Origin of the sequence: Mesorhizobium opportunistum WSM2075 (assembly GCF_000176035.2) — a bacterium.
In the GTDB taxonomy this organism is placed as follows: Bacteria; Pseudomonadota; Alphaproteobacteria; order Rhizobiales; family Rhizobiaceae; genus Mesorhizobium; species Mesorhizobium opportunistum.
In genome coordinates this window covers 5,239,235-5,253,685 of the sequence record NC_015675.1, presented here as the reverse complement: position 1 = coordinate 5,253,685, position 14,451 = coordinate 5,239,235, and the positions used below count along the sequence as shown (strand labels likewise).

At 63.2% G+C, this 14,451-nt stretch carries 17 protein-coding genes; 7 read left to right on the top strand and 10 right to left on the bottom strand.

Going from position 1 to position 14,451, the window contains the following annotated elements; all coding sequences use genetic code 11:
• Window positions 1–221: 221 nt before the first annotated feature.
• The 5 genes from MESOP_RS25410 to MESOP_RS25390 all read right to left on the bottom strand — a co-directional run bounded on the left by MESOP_RS25410 (window position 222) and on the right by MESOP_RS25390 (window position 4,610).
• A complete protein-coding gene (locus tag MESOP_RS25410; protein WP_013896200.1) occupies window positions 222–626 on the bottom strand; it encodes a DoxX family protein in 405 nt (134 codons plus the stop codon).
• A gap of 228 nt (window positions 627–854) precedes the next feature.
• Entirely contained in the window at window positions 855–1,277 is a 423-nt protein-coding gene (locus tag MESOP_RS25405; protein ID WP_013896199.1) for a DoxX family protein, read from the bottom strand.
• Window positions 1,278–1,452: 175 nt separating this feature from the next.
• Complete coding sequence (fumC, locus tag MESOP_RS25400; protein WP_013896198.1) at window positions 1,453–2,850, bottom strand: class II fumarate hydratase; 1,398 nt, start codon at window positions 2,848–2,850, stop codon at window positions 1,453–1,455.
• 163 nt (window positions 2,851–3,013) lie between these two features.
• Window positions 3,014–3,565 carry a DUF805 domain-containing protein gene (locus tag MESOP_RS25395; RefSeq protein ID WP_013896197.1) on the bottom strand — a complete coding sequence of 184 codons (552 nt, stop codon included), beginning with the start codon at window positions 3,563–3,565 and terminating at the stop codon, window positions 3,014–3,016.
• A 271-nt stretch (window positions 3,566–3,836) separates the two neighbouring features.
• Window positions 3,837–4,610 carry an SDR family NAD(P)-dependent oxidoreductase gene (locus tag MESOP_RS25390; RefSeq protein ID WP_013896196.1) on the bottom strand — a complete coding sequence of 258 codons (774 nt, stop codon included), beginning with the start codon at window positions 4,608–4,610 and terminating at the stop codon, window positions 3,837–3,839.
• Window positions 4,611–4,856: 246 nt separating this feature from the next.
• Here MESOP_RS25390 and MESOP_RS25385 point away from each other — a divergent pair, with 246 nt between their 5' ends.
• Window positions 4,857–5,828, top strand: coding sequence for a glycosyl transferase family 90 (locus MESOP_RS25385; protein WP_013896195.1), 972 nt, complete (start codon window positions 4,857–4,859; stop codon window positions 5,826–5,828).
• A gap of 54 nt (window positions 5,829–5,882) precedes the next feature.
• On the opposite strand, the gene betI is transcribed toward MESOP_RS25385, so the two are convergent.
• Window positions 5,883–6,521 (bottom strand): choline-binding transcriptional repressor BetI, encoded by a 639-nt coding sequence (gene betI / locus MESOP_RS25380; RefSeq protein WP_013896194.1) that lies wholly within the window; start codon window positions 6,519–6,521, stop codon window positions 5,883–5,885.
• A 94-nt stretch (window positions 6,522–6,615) separates the two neighbouring features.
• On the opposite strand from betI, the gene choX reads away from it, so the two are divergent.
• Window positions 6,616–7,554: a choline ABC transporter substrate-binding protein gene (choX, locus tag MESOP_RS25375; protein WP_013896193.1), complete on the top strand. Its 939-nt coding sequence runs from the start codon at window positions 6,616–6,618 to the stop codon at window positions 7,552–7,554.
• Complete coding sequence (locus MESOP_RS25370; RefSeq protein WP_013896192.1) at window positions 7,551–8,390, top strand: alpha/beta fold hydrolase; 840 nt, start codon at window positions 7,551–7,553, stop codon at window positions 8,388–8,390. The genes choX and MESOP_RS25370 overlap by 4 nt, the downstream gene beginning before the upstream one ends.
• Window positions 8,391–8,392: 2 nt before the next feature.
• Here MESOP_RS25370 and MESOP_RS25365 read toward each other — a convergent pair whose 3' ends face one another.
• Together MESOP_RS25365 and MESOP_RS25360 are read right to left on the bottom strand one after the other, a co-directional pair.
• Entirely contained in the window at window positions 8,393–8,644 is a 252-nt protein-coding gene (locus MESOP_RS25365; protein WP_013896191.1) for a hypothetical protein, read from the bottom strand.
• Window positions 8,645–8,686: 42 nt separating this feature from the next.
• Complete coding sequence (locus MESOP_RS25360; RefSeq protein ID WP_013896190.1) at window positions 8,687–9,481, bottom strand: NIPSNAP family protein; 795 nt, start codon at window positions 9,479–9,481, stop codon at window positions 8,687–8,689.
• 149 nt (window positions 9,482–9,630) lie between these two features.
• Between MESOP_RS25360 and MESOP_RS25355 the strand changes: the two genes are divergently transcribed.
• Window positions 9,631–10,278, top strand: coding sequence for a TetR/AcrR family transcriptional regulator (locus MESOP_RS25355; RefSeq protein ID WP_167313575.1), 648 nt, complete (start codon window positions 9,631–9,633; stop codon window positions 10,276–10,278).
• A 63-nt stretch (window positions 10,279–10,341) separates the two neighbouring features.
• On the opposite strand, the gene MESOP_RS25350 is transcribed toward MESOP_RS25355, so the two are convergent.
• Complete coding sequence (locus MESOP_RS25350; protein ID WP_013896188.1) at window positions 10,342–10,941, bottom strand: hypothetical protein; 600 nt, start codon at window positions 10,939–10,941, stop codon at window positions 10,342–10,344.
• A gap of 151 nt (window positions 10,942–11,092) precedes the next feature.
• Between MESOP_RS25350 and MESOP_RS25345 the strand changes: the two genes are divergently transcribed.
• Window positions 11,093–12,220 (top strand): metallophosphoesterase, encoded by a 1,128-nt coding sequence (locus MESOP_RS25345; RefSeq protein WP_013896187.1) that lies wholly within the window; start codon window positions 11,093–11,095, stop codon window positions 12,218–12,220.
• Between the two features lie 25 nt (window positions 12,221–12,245).
• Here the strand turns inward: MESOP_RS25345 and MESOP_RS25340 are convergent, their stop codons facing one another.
• On the bottom strand, window positions 12,246–12,425 hold the full coding sequence (locus MESOP_RS25340; RefSeq protein ID WP_013896186.1) for a CsbD family protein: 180 nt from the start codon (window positions 12,423–12,425) through the stop codon (window positions 12,246–12,248).
• Between the two features lie 207 nt (window positions 12,426–12,632).
• On the opposite strand from MESOP_RS25340, the gene MESOP_RS25335 reads away from it, so the two are divergent.
• Together MESOP_RS25335 and MESOP_RS25330 are read left to right on the top strand one after the other, a co-directional pair.
• Window positions 12,633–13,286 (top strand): glutathione S-transferase family protein, encoded by a 654-nt coding sequence (locus MESOP_RS25335; RefSeq protein ID WP_013896185.1) that lies wholly within the window; start codon window positions 12,633–12,635, stop codon window positions 13,284–13,286.
• A 77-nt stretch (window positions 13,287–13,363) separates the two neighbouring features.
• Window positions 13,364–14,119, top strand: a complete 756-nt coding sequence (locus tag MESOP_RS25330; protein ID WP_013896184.1) for an SDR family NAD(P)-dependent oxidoreductase — start codon at window positions 13,364–13,366, stop codon at window positions 14,117–14,119.
• Window positions 14,120–14,451 lie beyond the last annotated feature (332 nt).

The following is a 14,451-nucleotide window of genomic DNA, read 5'->3' as shown; positions in this document are numbered from 1 at the left end:
CCAGCGGTTTCGCGTTTGATGACCGGCTTCCCCCACTCCGTCGCTGCTTCGCAGCGCCACCTCTCCCCCCCTCCGGAGGGAGAGGAAGGGAGCGTTGCTGGACGAGCGTTAACGCCAAAGAACTTGGCGCCTTCCTCTACCCCGTCGATCGGGGAGAGGTGGCTCGGCGAAGCCGAGACGGAGTGGGGGTCGACCAGTTCGGGCGCGGTTAAGCGAAGATATCAAACCGCGCCCCGCCCGTCGGCCGACCAGGCGCCAGCACCGGCCATGGCCAGCGCCAGGAAGCCGCCCGCGATCGCAATGTCCTTCATCAGCATCTGCTGGTGCAGGAAGGCGAGCGTCGCATCGCCGGCGCCCTGGCCATAATGACCGATGAAGCCGGCCGCGATGCAGAAGGCGGCAAGCAACAGCGCCACGATCCGCGTCTGGAAGCCGATGAGGATCAGCAGTCCGGCGATCAGCTCGAACAGGCCCGTGCCCCACGCGGCAAGCGCGGGCAGCGGCAGGCCCAGGCCGGCGAAATAATTGGTGGTGCCGGCGATGTTGGCGAGCGCCTGGAAGCCGGACGGTACGAACAGCACGGCAAACAGCAGCCGCGAAACGAGAAGCAATGCGTTGCGAGCCATGGCCCATCTCCCTTGTCGCCGCACGATCGGGCTCAGCCGGCGGCCAGGCAGTCTACGCCTGCGAGGCTGCGGCTGAAACCGGAGAGCCGCCTATTCCAGACAACGAAGAAGCGGCGCGAAAAATTCCGTGCCGCTTCCATTTTCAAGGCTTGGGAGGGAAGGCTTGGAGCAACTCCGAGGAAAAGCGCATAGCGCTTTCCCTCGGGAACTGCGTCAGAACAAGGAAACTCAGCCGCGCTTGGCGTCGATAGAGTAGGCGCCGGCGCCCGACGAAGCCAGCAGCAGGAAGCCGCCGGTGATGGCGAGGTTCTTGAGAAACTGGATCATCTGCATCTGGTCGGCCCAGCCGGTGTGGGCGACAAGGCCGGTGGCGACCGTGAAGATCGCGAGCACCCAGGCGGCGATCCTGGTCTGGAAGCCGACGAGGATGGCGAGCCCGCCGAGCAGTTCGATCAGGCCGACGATGACGGCCGTCACTGTTGGCAACGGCAGCCCGAGGGCGCCGAAATAGCCAGCGGTTCCGGAAATGGCAGCCAGCTTGCCGAAGCCGGAAAGCAGGAAAATGACCGCGAGCAGGATGCGGCCGAGCAGGATCGTGACAGAACTATTGGACGCTGTGCCGGCGCCGGCGGCGGAAGTGTTGGTGGACATGGTGGCTCTCCGAGTGGGTTGAATGACCACCCAGATAGACGATGCCGACTGTTCACCAAAGCCGCCTGTGTGGCGACACATTGTTCACAGGTCATACGTTTCCGTGATCGCGCGACGCGCGCGAAATTCGTGTCGGATGACGCGGTGACGGGGGTAAATTTTCCCGCCGAAAACCTCACCCCGGATGGGTCATGTCCGCGGGCCGCACCAGCCGGTCATAGTCGGCCTCGCTGACCAGGCCGGTGGCCAGCGTTTCCTCGCGCAGCGTCGTGCCCTTTTTGTGCGCGGTCTTGGCGATCTTGGCGGCATTGTCGTAGCCGATGGTTGGCGCCAGCGCCGTCACCAGCATCAGCGAGCGGTCGAGGGCCGCCTTGATGTTGTCTTCGCGAGCCTCGATGCCGACGACGCAATTGTCGGTGAAGGAGACCGAAGCGTCGGCGAGCAACTGCACCGACTGCAGGAAGTTGTAGGCCATCAGCGGATTGTAGACGTTGAGCTCGAAATGGCCTTGGCTGCCGGCGAAAGTGACGGCGGCATTGTTGCCGAACACCTGCACGCAGACCTGGGTCAACGCTTCGCACTGCGTCGGGTTGACCTTGCCCGGCATGATCGACGAGCCGGGTTCGTTTTCCGGCAGCGACAATTCACCGAGGCCCGAGCGCGGCCCGGAACCGAGGAAGCGGATGTCGTTGGCGACCTTGAACAGGGCAGCGGCAGCGGCATTGATGGCGCCGTGCGAGAACACCATGGAATCGTGCGCCGCGAGCGCCTCGAACTTGTTGGGCGCGGTGACGAAGGCGATGCCGGTAATGGCGGCGATGCGGTCGGCCACCCGCTCGGCGAAGCCAACCGGCGCGTTGAGGCCGGTGCCGACGGCGGTGCCGCCCTGCGCCAGCTCCTGCAGGCCGGGCAGCGTCAACTCGATGCGCTTGATCGACGAGGCGACCTGCGCCGCATAGCCCGAGAATTCCTGGCCCAGCGTCAGCGGCGTGGCATCCTGCGTGTGGGTGCGGCCGATCTTGATGATGTGGTTGAACTCCCTGCTCTTGGCGGCCAGCGCCTTGTGCAGGTGCTTCAGCGCCGGCAGGAGGTCGTGCACGATGCGCTCGGCGCAGGCGATGTGCATGGCCGTCGGATAGGTGTCGTTCGACGACTGGCTCATATTGACGTGGTCGTTGGGGTGTACCGGCTTCTTCGAGCCCATGACGCCGCCCAGCATCTCGATCGCCCGGTTCGAGATCACCTCATTGGCGTTCATGTTGGACTGCGTGCCCGAGCCGGTCTGCCAGACCACCAGCGGGAAATGGTCGTTGAGCTTGCCGTCGATAACCTCCTGCGCGGCCGCGATGATCGCCTTGCCGATGGCGGGATCGAGCCGCTTCAGCTCCATATTGGCTTCCGCTGCCGCCCGCTTGACGATACCGAGCGCCCGCACGACCGAAACCGGCTGCTTTTCCCAGCCGATCTTGAAATTGCCCAGGGAACGCTGCGCCTGCGCGCCCCAATAGCGGTCGGCGGCGACCTCGATGGGACCGAACGTGTCGGTTTCGGTTCTGGTCTTTGGCGTGCTCACGGCAAGTCTCCGGTCTGTCGATTTGGGCAACGGCGTATCGCGTTGCACAAAACGCATCAAGCGGAGATTGCGGACGGTGAGGATGCAAATCGGTTGAAGATGGTCCTTGGGATTACGCTTTGTATGCAGGCGCCCGCATGTTCGCGAAACTGTCTTTCCCGACCTAGAGGCCGCGGCGGCCAAATCCGGTTGGACCTGTGGGACGCCTCGTTTGCGGCGCCGGTGGTGCGGGATCGATCCTGCTGGCTTGCTGGCCCACCCTGGTGGATCGCGATTGTTGCTGAACAGAGTGCTCGGCCTTCATACGCGAGATGTGTGTGCTGAGCTCGCTTCTGGAATCATCGGTGCCGGATGGCGGACCATAGTCGTTGTTGCCGCCTGAACCGGAGAAAAAGCCGCATTCGACGAGCACCCATAGTCCGCCGATATAGGGGAGGAACAACAGCAGGGACCATACGCCCGACTTGTCCAGATCATGGTACCGCTTGATCGTTGCGGCGAAATTGATCCAGAGCGAAAGGACGGAGCCGGTGATTAGCGCCAGATTGACACTTAGCCGGTCTGAATGAAGCGCCCTGAGCCTTTGACCAGCCGATGCACCTCCGACGTGGACAAGCGCGGCGACGGTCACCACCAACAGGGCCAGCACCACGAACTGGGCCAACCACCATTGTCCACGCCCGATCCGCCCGGAAAATCCAAACAAAAGATTCATGTACATCCCCCATCGGCATGTGGGGGCAATATTCATTGCGTATGTAAAAAGTTACTAAAGATATGCTGGCGAAATAAGGAATATGGCGAGCCGACCATCTGGATGGTTAATTGATGAGGAATGGAGCATATAAACAAAGATCAGTATTTATTCTTGTCGATGGGATCTGCACTCGTCAGCTGAAGCAGCCGTTGGCCGACGATCGGATCTATCCGGTCCGAGGCAACAACGCGCCGCGCCTGTCCGTCTCACGCAGGGCGACAACTGGCGCTCATCCCGCCGTGTACCCGCCATCGATCGCGAAGATACCACCGCTCGTCCACGCGGCCTCGTCACTTGCGAGATAGACCGCGATGCCAGCCAGATCGTCCGGGCGGCCGATGCGGCCCAGCGGATAGCTGCGGTCGACATAGGCCTTCAGCTCCGCCTGTGCCTCGGCCGGCAGGTTGTCGACGGTCTTGCGCCGCATGGCGGTGTCGACCGTGCCGGGCGCGATGGCGTTGACCCGGATGCCGCGCGGGCCGAGTTCGAAGGCAAGCGACTTGGTCAGCGAATTCAGCGCGCCCTTGGACAGCGAGTAGAGGCTGGATGGCCGCTTCGGGATCATCTTGTTGGCGAAATAGGAAGAGATGTTGATGACAGACGCGCCGGCGCCGAAATGTTGCAACAGGCCCTGGGTGAGAAAGAACGCCGCCGTCACATTGAGCGCGAAGGAGTGCTGGAATTGCGCCTCGCTGACGGTTTCGAACGGCACGAGATAGGCGACACCGGCATTGTTGACGAGGATATCGAGCGGCTGGCCGGCGCCATTCACATGCTCGACGACGGCGGCGATGCCGGGGCTGACGGCAAGATCGGCCGACAATGTCTCGACCGTGCCGACAGGACCGGTAGCCGTCAGCTTGTCGCGAGCGGCTTCGAGCTTGCCCGCGTCGCGCCCGACGATCAGCATATCGGCGCCCTCGCGCAGGAACGCCTCGGCGATCGCAAGGCCGATGCCGTCCGAACCGCCGGTCACCAGCGCGCGCTTGTTGCGAAGTTTCATGGGAACGCTCCAAAGCAGCCTTGGCCAGCCCAAGAGCACTGCATAGTCGCGGCAGTGGTCAACCCAGCGGCCTATCCCACGGTATGAACTTCGATCGCCGCCGGCCCTGCGGCTTGCTTCGGAGGGGCGAACAGGATAGCCGGCTTGACCGAGCGGTCGTGCAGTTTCAAGTGAGGCGCCACGGGCTTCCTATCGAAATACCTTTCCCAAGAAGCATTGTTGAATCCCGCAAGGGCATTGTTGAAAATGGCTACTCTCGAGACCGCGAACCGAAAGCTTCCCTTGCCGGTCGATGTCGTCGAGGTCGGCAGGCGCTTTCTGCCCGGGCTCAATCGGGGTGAAATCTACTGTCGCCTCGACGACGGGAAGCTCATCGTGCGCTCCCGTGCCGCCTGGCTTGAACGGCACGTGCAGGTCCTGACGCTGATTGCCGAGGCATTGGCGTCGCTTGGCGCCCGCAGCATGCCGCCTTTCTACATGCTTCTCGGGGACACCCCGTCCCGCAGAAGGCATCGCCGTTTCCGCACCCGCTTTGCCTTCTCCCAAGCCGACGGCTATGGCGAGGTGGCGGCGCCCGATTTCGTTTTCGATGGATGGCCGGACGCAAAGTTCGACGATTATGATGAGAAGACACGAGCGATGGCGGTGGCATCGGAAGAGCCGCCGCGCGACAACAGATTGTTCTGGGCGGGGCGCTGCATGAACGAAGCCCGCAAAAGGGTCGTCGATCTCGCAAAAGCCCGGCCAGACCTGCTGGAGGCCTACGACACCGAGCCGAACTACGACGTCGCCGTCAATCGCTATTCCACCAGGTTCAGGACGATGGAGGAGCAGGTCGCGACGTACAGGTACATGATCGACATCGAGGGCGCCGGCTACAGTGGCCGCCTCAAGATGCTGCTCCACACCAAACGGGTGGTTCTGCTGCAGGATCGGCCATGGCGCGAATGGTTTTTCGACGATATCGAGCCGTTTCGCCACTATGTCCCGGTGGCGCGCGACATGTCGGACCTAGCGGAGCGCATCGAGTGGCTGCGCGCCAATCCGAAAAGGGAAGCCGAAATAGCCATGGAGGCGCAGCACTTCGCACAGACCCGCCTGACCCGCGCCGCAGCGGTGGCGGCATGGGCGAAGCTCCTGGGGGATCACGCCGCCGCCGGCGGCAATCTGAAATCCGGTCTCCAGCACCGCAAGCGCGCAACCGGCTGGCCGATCTGACCGTGCGCCTGTTCCCATGAGATGAAACTCAGCCCGGCTGGCAAGCCAGCCGGTTTACGCGCCGACGGCCGCAGGCTGGTGCATGGCCAGTCGCGCGGCGACAAGATCCCTGACCTGGCGGATCGCCTGTTCGCGCGAGATGCTGCCCGGTTGCAGGCCGAGCCGCAGCCAAAGCCCGTCGATCAGCGCGGTGACGCCAAGCGCGATGTCGTCCGCATCTCCAGGCGGGGCTAGGCCGCGCAGGCCGGACAACAGGTTCGAGCGCATGCGGGCGTGAAGCACCCTCTGGATGCGCGCCAGCTTCTCGTCGCGCGGGACCTCGGCGCAAAGCGAAAGCCAGGCATGGCATAGCGGTGGCCGGAACAGGTGCTCCTCGAAATTGCCGTCGATCACGGCATCGAGGCGCTCCATCGGCGTCCGCGCCTGGCGCAGCCGGGTGACCACCGCGTCGCGCAGGACGGCATTGGCCTCGCGCATGGCATGCTCGAACAGTTCCTGCTTGTTGCGGAAGTAGTGCAGCACGATGCCCTTGGAGGCGCCTGCGTGGGCGGCAACCTTTTCCAGCGTGGCACCTGCAATGCCTTCGCGCTCCAGCACGGCGAAGGCTGCCTGCCGCAATTCCTTGCGGCGTATGTCGCCGAGACGCTTGAGTTTCACGGGTTCGATCCATGCATGGCGAATCCACGTTGACATTTTCGTCCGGTCAGATCAATCATTGACCAGTGGGACAATAAAAAGACCAATTGGTCAATCAGGCGATAATTGGTCACAAGAGGAGAACCGAAAAATGTTGCGCATCCTTGCAAATGGCGTGTGTCTTGCCGCGTTGGCGCTGGCGTCTCAGGCAGCCCAGGCGGCAGAAGCGGAGGAGTGCAGGACGGTCCGCATGGCCGAACCGGGCTGGAATGATCTTGCCTTCACCACGGGCGTGGCCAACGTCCTGCTGCAAGCGCTCGGCTATCAGCCGCAAAGCGAGGTGCTTGGCATCAACGTCATCTACGAAGGCATGAAGAACAGGGATCTCGACCTGTTCCTCGGCTATTGGGACCCGGCGATGGTCACTTACTACGAGCCCTATAAGAAGGATGGCTCGATCGAGAATGTGCGCGTCAATCTCGTCGGCGCCAAATACACCTTCGCCGTGCCGACCTATGTCTGGGAGGCCGGCGTCAAGGACATTGCCGACCTGCACAAGTTCGCCGACAAGTTCGGCAAGAAGATGTACGGCATCGAGCCCGGCTCCAACCAATTGATGATGGACGCCATCGCCGATCCGAGCTTTGGCCTCGATGGCTGGCACGTGGTCGAGTCCAGCGAGGCCGGCATGCTCTCCGAGGTCGGCTACGAGATCAAGGAGAAGCAGTTCATCGTCTTCCAGGGTTGGGCGCCGCATCCGATGAACACCATGTACGATTTCAAGTATCTGACCGGCGGCGACAAGTTCTTCGGCCCGAATTTCGGTGCCGCCACGGTGACGACGCAGGTGCGCAAGGGCTATCTCGATCAGTGCCCGAACGTCGCGCAATTCTTGAAAAATCTCGCCTTCGACATCGATTTCGAGAATGTCGGCATGGGCTACCTGATCAATGACGGCATGAAGCCGGAGGATGGGGCGCTGAAGGCGGTCACGCTGAATAAGAGCCGCCTCGATGCCTGGCTCGCCGGCGTCACCACTTTCGACGGCAAGCCCGGCCTTGCCGCGGTCAAGGAAAAGCTCGGCCTGTGAGATCGGCCGCGCTGGATGCCTTGCCCGACGCTGGGGCCGAACAGGACGCCTGGGCCGGCCGCAAGCGATTGGTCGATGTTGGCGACCTCGAGATCGCCTATGTCGAGATCGCGGGCGCCGAGCCGCCGCTGCTTCTGGTGCACGGCTTCACCGACACCAGCCGCAGCTTTTCGCTTCTTGCGCCGCATCTGGCCGGCCGCCGGCTGATCATGCCCGACCTGCGCGGCCACGGTGCGTCGCAAGCGGGAAAAGGCTTCGGCATCGCCGAATTTGCCGATGATATCGCCGGCCTGATCGGGCGTTTGCGGCTCAACCGGCCCGTCGTCGTCGGCCATTCCCTGGGCGCCATGGTGGCCATCGCATTGGCCGCGCGACATGATGCGCTTGTCGGGGGACTGGTGGTCATGGCCGGCACGGTGAAGCCTGGTTTCTCGCGCGATCATGCGCTGGTCGCGGGCGTTGAGGCCTTGCATGACCCGATATCGCCGGCCGACCCGTTCTATGCCTGGTGGCATGCCTGCCGGCCCGGCGTGCCGCAGCCCTTTCTCGCCGGTCTTGCGAAAGACGCCTCGGCGATGCCTGCGGCGCGTTGGCGCGCCATCCTGGAAGAGATCCGCCGGGCCGACCTGACCGATGCGGCACAGACAGTTCGGACCCAAACGCTGATCCTAGCCGGCGCGTACGACCCGCTGTTCGGCGAGGCGCACCAGCAGGCGTTGCTCCGCGCGCTTCCTGATGCTGTCCTCGTGCGAGCCGACGCGTGTGGCCACAATCCGCATTGGGAGGAGCCGGCTTTTGTCGCCAGGGCCGTCGGCCGGACCTTCGGCGAAGCCTGAACTCAGCCGAATAGTGAGCGAAGCATCGACACCGGGTCGCCAATGAGGCCCAGCGCATGCAGGATCACCGCCACGGCGAACGCGATGATGAGGATCCGGCTGGCGATCACCAAGGCAAAGCCCAAGGGGTTTTTATCGACGTCGAAACGATAAATGCCATCATTGGCGACGCCCGAGGACAGCGATCTGTATATGCCCCAGACCGCCGCGAGGGCTAGCAGGCCGAAGACCGTTGCGATGAACCACTGCGGCATGGGTGACGTCCGATTGGATGTCGGCAGCATAAAACAGCCGGATTAAGCAATCGCTGATGTGCCGAGTAGCGATCGCCCGGTTGGCGAAAGCCGCAGCACGTCCGTCGGCTTTGACAGTCTCGGTTCCACGGCCCGCTGAAAAGCCTGCCAGCCGAGCGAGGCTGCAAGCGTCGTCTGGCATTGCGCGTGGGCATCCTCGCTTTCGAAGCCGGTGACGGACAGGAAAACATTTTCGCCGGTTCGAACCGGCAGGCGTGAAAACGTGTTTTCGGCGCGCTCCGTCATGAACGCCCCGAGCAGGCGCGCGCCGTTCGCGGCAAGCTGCGGGGCGGCCTCTGTTCGAAAGTGCCCAGCGAAGCCGGTTTCGGTGCCTGGCCGCAAATGATGAATCGAAATCTCAACGAGGGTATCTAAAGCGCTTTGCGGGTTTGGTTTTCCGGCTTCCGCCGCGGCTGGCCTTTGCAACCCCGACAGATCGAAACCCGCGCTCGGCCATGCCGGCTTCAAAAGCAGAACGTCGTCTGAATCGATCATCGTGGCGTTAGCGGCGTCCCGATGTTCGGCCCAGACCGGGCCGCCATAGAAGGCCGTCAGCGCGTCTTTCCTAGTCTCCATATCGTCGAAGCCGCGCAGCCAGACGAACATGTCGGGACGGTCGAGATCCCTGAACTGGCCGATAATGGTCATCCCGGCGTCTTCCTGGCCCTCGATGAACTTGCTGTCGAAGAGGTCGATGAGTGTGTCGCGCTGGCCCGATTTCAACGTGTATTGCCGCAATTCGACGACGGGCGACGCGCATGCCGCAAGCTCCGACTTGGCATTGAGGGGCAGGTCCATCGCGTTCTTCTCCAAAACAGGGTGATCATCCTGTTTATAAACAGACCGGTTGTCCTGTTTTGTCAACATGCTATTGTCCGGCAATGTCAGCAGAGATGACCATTCGACCGGGCCCACGGTCTCGCAACCGCATCAACGACCCCCAGGGCATGCGCCGGAAAATGCTCGATGTCGCCGAGGTCGCGTTCCAGGCGCGCGGCTATCACGCGTCCAGCCTCGGCGATCTGATGGCGGCGGCAGGGGTCAGCGGCGGTGCGCTGCATCACCATTTCCCGACCAAGAAGGCGCTGGCGCTGGCGGTGATCGAGGAGCGCGTGGCAGCCGCGGTCGAAGAGACATGGATCGTGCCGGTCAAGGCTGCGGCCTCAGTGCGCGAGGGCGTGCGCCTCGTCTTCGAGGCTGTGGCGGCCGAACTGGAACAGCAGGGTTTCGTGCGCGGCTGCCCGCTCAACAACCTGGCGCACGAACTGTCTCTTGCCGATCCGGAGTTCCGCACCGCCCTTGCCGGCATCTTTTCGGGATGGCGGCAGGCGATCGCCGACAAGATCAGGGCCGACCAGCAAGCGGGCAGGGAGCTGGGCATCGATCCCCAGCGCTTTGCGGCGCTGGTGATCGCCACCTACTCGGGCGCCATGTCGATGGCCAAGACGGCGCAGGACGTCGGCCCGTTGCGCGATTGCCTGGCGGCGTTGGAGTGGGACGCCTCCCAGGCCGAGTCGTCCCAGGGCGAGACGTCCCAGGGCGAGACGGGAGCGAGGCGGCGTCGCAGGGTGCTGCGGCGGTACGGAACCTCGTGAGGCCAGTCCCTTACCGGCCAGTCTCCCTTACTCGGCCAGTCTTCCTTACCCGGCTAGCATCCCTTACTCGGCCAGAGGTTTGATCGTCTCGTAGCCGTTCACCGATTCCTTGCTGGTGCCTTCATCGTAGCGCCGGGCGAGGGCGGCTTGCAGATCGGGTGCATAGAGCACGGTATAGGCATCGAGCGTCTCGCCTGCTCCGTTCTTGAAGATCTCCTGGACGGCGAGCACATTGTATTTGCAGTCGCCCAGGCTGAACGTCTCCTTGCCCTTGACCACCAGCGTCAGCGTCTTGGTGCTCTTCGGCTGCTTGCTGGGCGACAGCTCGACAAACTCGATCGTGCCTTTGGTCCCCTTCTTCAGCGGAAACAGTTTTCGCAGGTCGGAAAACGGGATCATCGCCAGCCGGCCGGTGTCGCTGTCGCGAAACACCTCGATCAGGCCGGCAAACAGGAACTGCTTCTGTGGTGATTGCGAAGCGTAGGTATTGGCGACGGAGACCATTCCCCCGCCTACGGGCCGAAACTCGCTTTGGATGCCGGGCCTCGCCAGAATGAAGCCATTCTTGGCGGACTTTGCGTCGATGCAACCGGCGGCATGCGCGGTGCTCGCGGACAGGATCACGATCGCGGCAAGGATCGCGCAGATCGGTGCGGTTTTCATTTCGTCCTCCTCTGCTCGCGCAAGTTGAAGGCTAGACATGCCAGACCCTAGACATGCCAGGCCCTAGACATGCCAGACCCATCACCCTGTGTCGATGCTCGGCAAGGAGAGGCGCTGGACGACCCCCCGCTCTCCATGCTGAAATTCCCCGATGATGAATCGCCTTTCGCCGCTTTCACGACGCCGCTTTCTGGTGGGGACCGCCGGTCTTGCCGCAGCTGGCGTGCTGTCACGATCGGCGCTCGGTCAGACCGGGCAACGCATCCAGCCCATCGACGCCACCTTCCTGTTCATCGCCGATATCCATGCCTGCCGCATGGCAAGCGGTTTGAGCCCCAACTGCCAGCAGGAAGGCAAGACCGACGCGGCACTGCTGCGCAATGTCGCGGCGCTGAACGCCATCGGCGACAAGGACTGGCCCGCCGAAATCGACGGCGTCGCCACCGGCCTGCGTTCGGCTGGCAGCCGCATCGGCACGCCGCTCGGTCTCGTCGTTGGCGGCGACATCACCGACGACGGCGGCGGCCAGATCACCCAGCCGAGCGAGGGCACGCAGCTCCTGCAGTTCAGCCAGCGCTACCAGCAAGGTGTCGGCCCCGATCGCGTTCACATGCCGGTCTATGTCGGTCTCGGCAATCATGATCTCGACCAGAACGGGCCGCCGCACCATGTCGACTGGTATCGGCGCGAAATGCGCGACTATGTCGAGGTCAACCACCGTGCCGGCGTCTTCTTCAAGCCGCCCGCGCCGGCCACCAGCTACGATGTCGACACCGACTGCTATTCCTGGGACTGGGGCGGCCTGCATCTCGTCCAGACCCATCGTTTCGCCGGTGACACCGGCCACGGCGCCGAAAGCAGCCTGCCATGGCTGAAGCAGGATCTGGCGACCTACGCGGCGGACGGTCGCCCCGTCATCCTGTTCCAGCACTATGGCTGGGACACGTTCTCGATCGAGCGTTGGGATGCCGTCAAGAGAACCTACGAAGATGACGGCGCCGGCGCGCCGCACTGGTGGGGCGAAGCCGACAGGCAGGCGCTGCTGGCGGCGCTGAAGGGCTACAATGTCGTTGCCATCTTCCACGGCCACCAGCACGCCACGCCGCTGATCTATCACCGCGACGGGCTCGACCTGTTCAAGCCGAAGGCCGCCTATATGGGCGGTTTCGCCGTCGCCAGGGTGACCAGCGACGGCATGGACGTCGCGCTTGGCGAGGCGATCGATGACCATGGCGAGGTCGCTTTCACCAACGCCTTCAGCAAAGGCTGGAGCACATGACAGTCGATGCAGCCATCCGAAAAGGTCAGAGCGCCTTCTTGATTTTTTCCTTCATGTCGCCGTAGGCCTTCTGCACCTTGCCGGTGGCCTTGTCGGCCATGCCTCTGGCCTGGGTCTGCCTGTTGCCGGTCGCCTTGCCGGCGGCTTCCTTGACCGAACCCTTGACCTGCTTGGCCACGCCTGCGACCTGATCCTTGTTCACCATTTCCGCATCTCCCGGGTTTTGAATTCGAAGGAATTGGGTTTTGAATTCGAACGAATTCATCCGCGGCAAGCCAACGGACAGATCCCGCTTGGGTTCCAGGCGTCGTTCGGCCGGCAGATCAGGTCGCACCGTCGCTTCCTGGCGAAAGGCCGGCAGGCTAGGCTGAGAATACGCATCGGGTTTGGACAATCGTGCGCGGGGAGAAAAATGGCGGAATTCACGCTCTACATCGGCAACAAATGCTTCTCCTCATGGTCGCTGCGGCCATGGCTGGCGATGAGGCATCTGGATATCCCGTTCAAGGAAGGTTTTGTGCGGCTGCGTACGCCGGAGACCGCCGCCAATCTGGCGAAAGTGTCGCCAACCGGTCAGGTCCCGGTTTTGAATCACAGCGGAAGGATCGTCTGGGAAACCCTTGCCATCCTTGAATATCTTGCAGACCTCTACCCGCAGAAAAAACTCTGGCCGGACGACCTTGGCGCCCGCGCGCTGGCGCGCTCGGTGGCGACCGAGATGCATTCCGGTTTTCGCGAGGTTCGCTACGGCTGGCCGATGAATTTGCGCCGGCCCAAGGTTCATAAGCCGCTCGACGCCGAAGGCGAGGCGCAACGCGCCCGCATCGAGGCGCTGTGGCGTGAGTGCCGCGAAAAATATGGCAAGGGCGGCCCGTTCCTGTTCGGCCATTTCACCGCGGCAGATGCCATGTATGCGCCGGTCGTCACCCGCTTCGACACCTATGGCGGCGTGCTGGCGCCCGACACCAGGGCCTATGTCGAGGCCGTGCTGGCAACGCCTGCGATGCGGCACTGGTATGCGGAAGCGGCGAAGGAAATGTGGCCGGAACCCGGGCCGGACGAATAAACTCGCCACAGGCTGGGCTTCCAGAAACGTTCGCGCGGCCTATCTGAAGGAGTGGGCCGGGCATCTGGAGAAGATCCATGACATCCTCTAATTCCCCTCTCCTGGGCAAGGTCGCGCTCGTCACTGGGGCCTCGTCGGGCATCGGCGAAGCGACCGCGGCGGCACTTGCCGCCGCCGGCGCCAAGGTGGCGGTCGCCGCCCGCCGCGCCGATCGCCTCGACATGCTGGTTGGCCGCATCGAGAAGGCTGGCGGCAAGGCGCTCGCCATCGAAGCTGACATCGCCAAGGGCGGCGACATCACCGCCATGGTCGACAAGATTGTCTCCGAATGGGGCCGGCTCGACATTCTCGTCAACAATGCCGGCGTCATGCTGCTGTCGCCGGCGGACGAAGCCGACCTCGATGATTGGCGCCGCATGATCGAGCTCAATCTGATCGGCCTGATGGCCGCCACCAAGGCGGCGCTGCCGCACCTCAAGGCTGCCAAAGGCCATGTCGTCAACGTATCCTCGGTCGCCGGACGCGTCGCCAATCCGGGTGCCAGCGCCTACGCGGCAACCAAGTTTGGTGTCGTCGCCTTCTCGGAATCGCTGCGCCGCGAGGTCTATGTCGACAAGGTGCGCGTCACCGTCATCGAGCCCGGCCTGGTGCGCACCGAGCTTGGCGACCATATCACCAATCCCGCCATGAAGGCCGGCCTCGACCAGCGCCTCGCCACCCTGGAAGCGCTGACCGCCGACGATATTGCGAACGCCATCCTCTACGCCGTCAGCCAGCCACCGCGCGTCAACATCAACGAAATCCTTATCCGCCCGACCGATCAGGAGCGCTGAACCGCGGGCGGAGCAGGGACCGTGACCGCCGGCGATCCGATGGCGCGTTCGGGCCTCGGTTCCCATGACGATCTCCTGCCGCCGATCGGCGGCGCGACCTTGGGACCCGGCACATACAAGAACGCCCCTCGCACCTTTTATCGTGCGGGAGGCGTCCTTTTGTCGGCATTCCCGAGATTTCTCTCTAGGATTGCCGACCATTGAAATGCGCCGGTGTGGAATTGGTTCCGGGCGTGGTGCGTTTTTTCGGGAAAATGAACGCACGGTCGTTCAGCCGGTTCGCCAGTTGAGGCCTATGCACCGAGCAACCCAAAATTGAATTCGGGCCGCTG

Coding starts and splice junctions, on each gene's coding strand:
- MESOP_RS25410 (WP_013896200.1), bottom strand. CDS start 626: ATGGCTCGCAACGCATTGCTTCTCGTTTCGCGGCTGCTGTTTGCCGTG.
- MESOP_RS25350 (WP_013896188.1), bottom strand. CDS start 10,941: ATGAAAACCGCACCGATCTGCGCGATCCTTGCCGCGATCGTGATCCTG.
- choX (WP_013896193.1), top strand. CDS start 6,616: ATGTTGCGCATCCTTGCAAATGGCGTGTGTCTTGCCGCGTTGGCGCTG.
- MESOP_RS25390 (WP_013896196.1), bottom strand. CDS start 4,610: ATGAAACTTCGCAACAAGCGCGCGCTGGTGACCGGCGGTTCGGACGGC.
- MESOP_RS25360 (WP_013896190.1), bottom strand. CDS start 9,481: ATGGACCTGCCCCTCAATGCCAAGTCGGAGCTTGCGGCATGCGCGTCG.
- MESOP_RS25365 (WP_013896191.1), bottom strand. CDS start 8,644: ATGCCGCAGTGGTTCATCGCAACGGTCTTCGGCCTGCTAGCCCTCGCG.
- betI (WP_013896194.1), bottom strand. CDS start 6,521: ATGTCAACGTGGATTCGCCATGCATGGATCGAACCCGTGAAACTCAAG.
- MESOP_RS25345 (WP_013896187.1), top strand. CDS start 11,093: ATGATGAATCGCCTTTCGCCGCTTTCACGACGCCGCTTTCTGGTGGGG.
- MESOP_RS25335 (WP_013896185.1), top strand. CDS start 12,633: ATGGCGGAATTCACGCTCTACATCGGCAACAAATGCTTCTCCTCATGG.
- MESOP_RS25395 (WP_013896197.1), bottom strand. CDS start 3,565: ATGAATCTTTTGTTTGGATTTTCCGGGCGGATCGGGCGTGGACAATGG.
- MESOP_RS25385 (WP_013896195.1), top strand. CDS start 4,857: ATGGCTACTCTCGAGACCGCGAACCGAAAGCTTCCCTTGCCGGTCGAT.
- MESOP_RS25330 (WP_013896184.1), top strand. CDS start 13,364: ATGACATCCTCTAATTCCCCTCTCCTGGGCAAGGTCGCGCTCGTCACT.
- MESOP_RS25355 (WP_167313575.1), top strand. CDS start 9,631: ATGCGCCGGAAAATGCTCGATGTCGCCGAGGTCGCGTTCCAGGCGCGC.
- MESOP_RS25340 (WP_013896186.1), bottom strand. CDS start 12,425: ATGGTGAACAAGGATCAGGTCGCAGGCGTGGCCAAGCAGGTCAAGGGT.
- MESOP_RS25405 (WP_013896199.1), bottom strand. CDS start 1,277: ATGTCCACCAACACTTCCGCCGCCGGCGCCGGCACAGCGTCCAATAGT.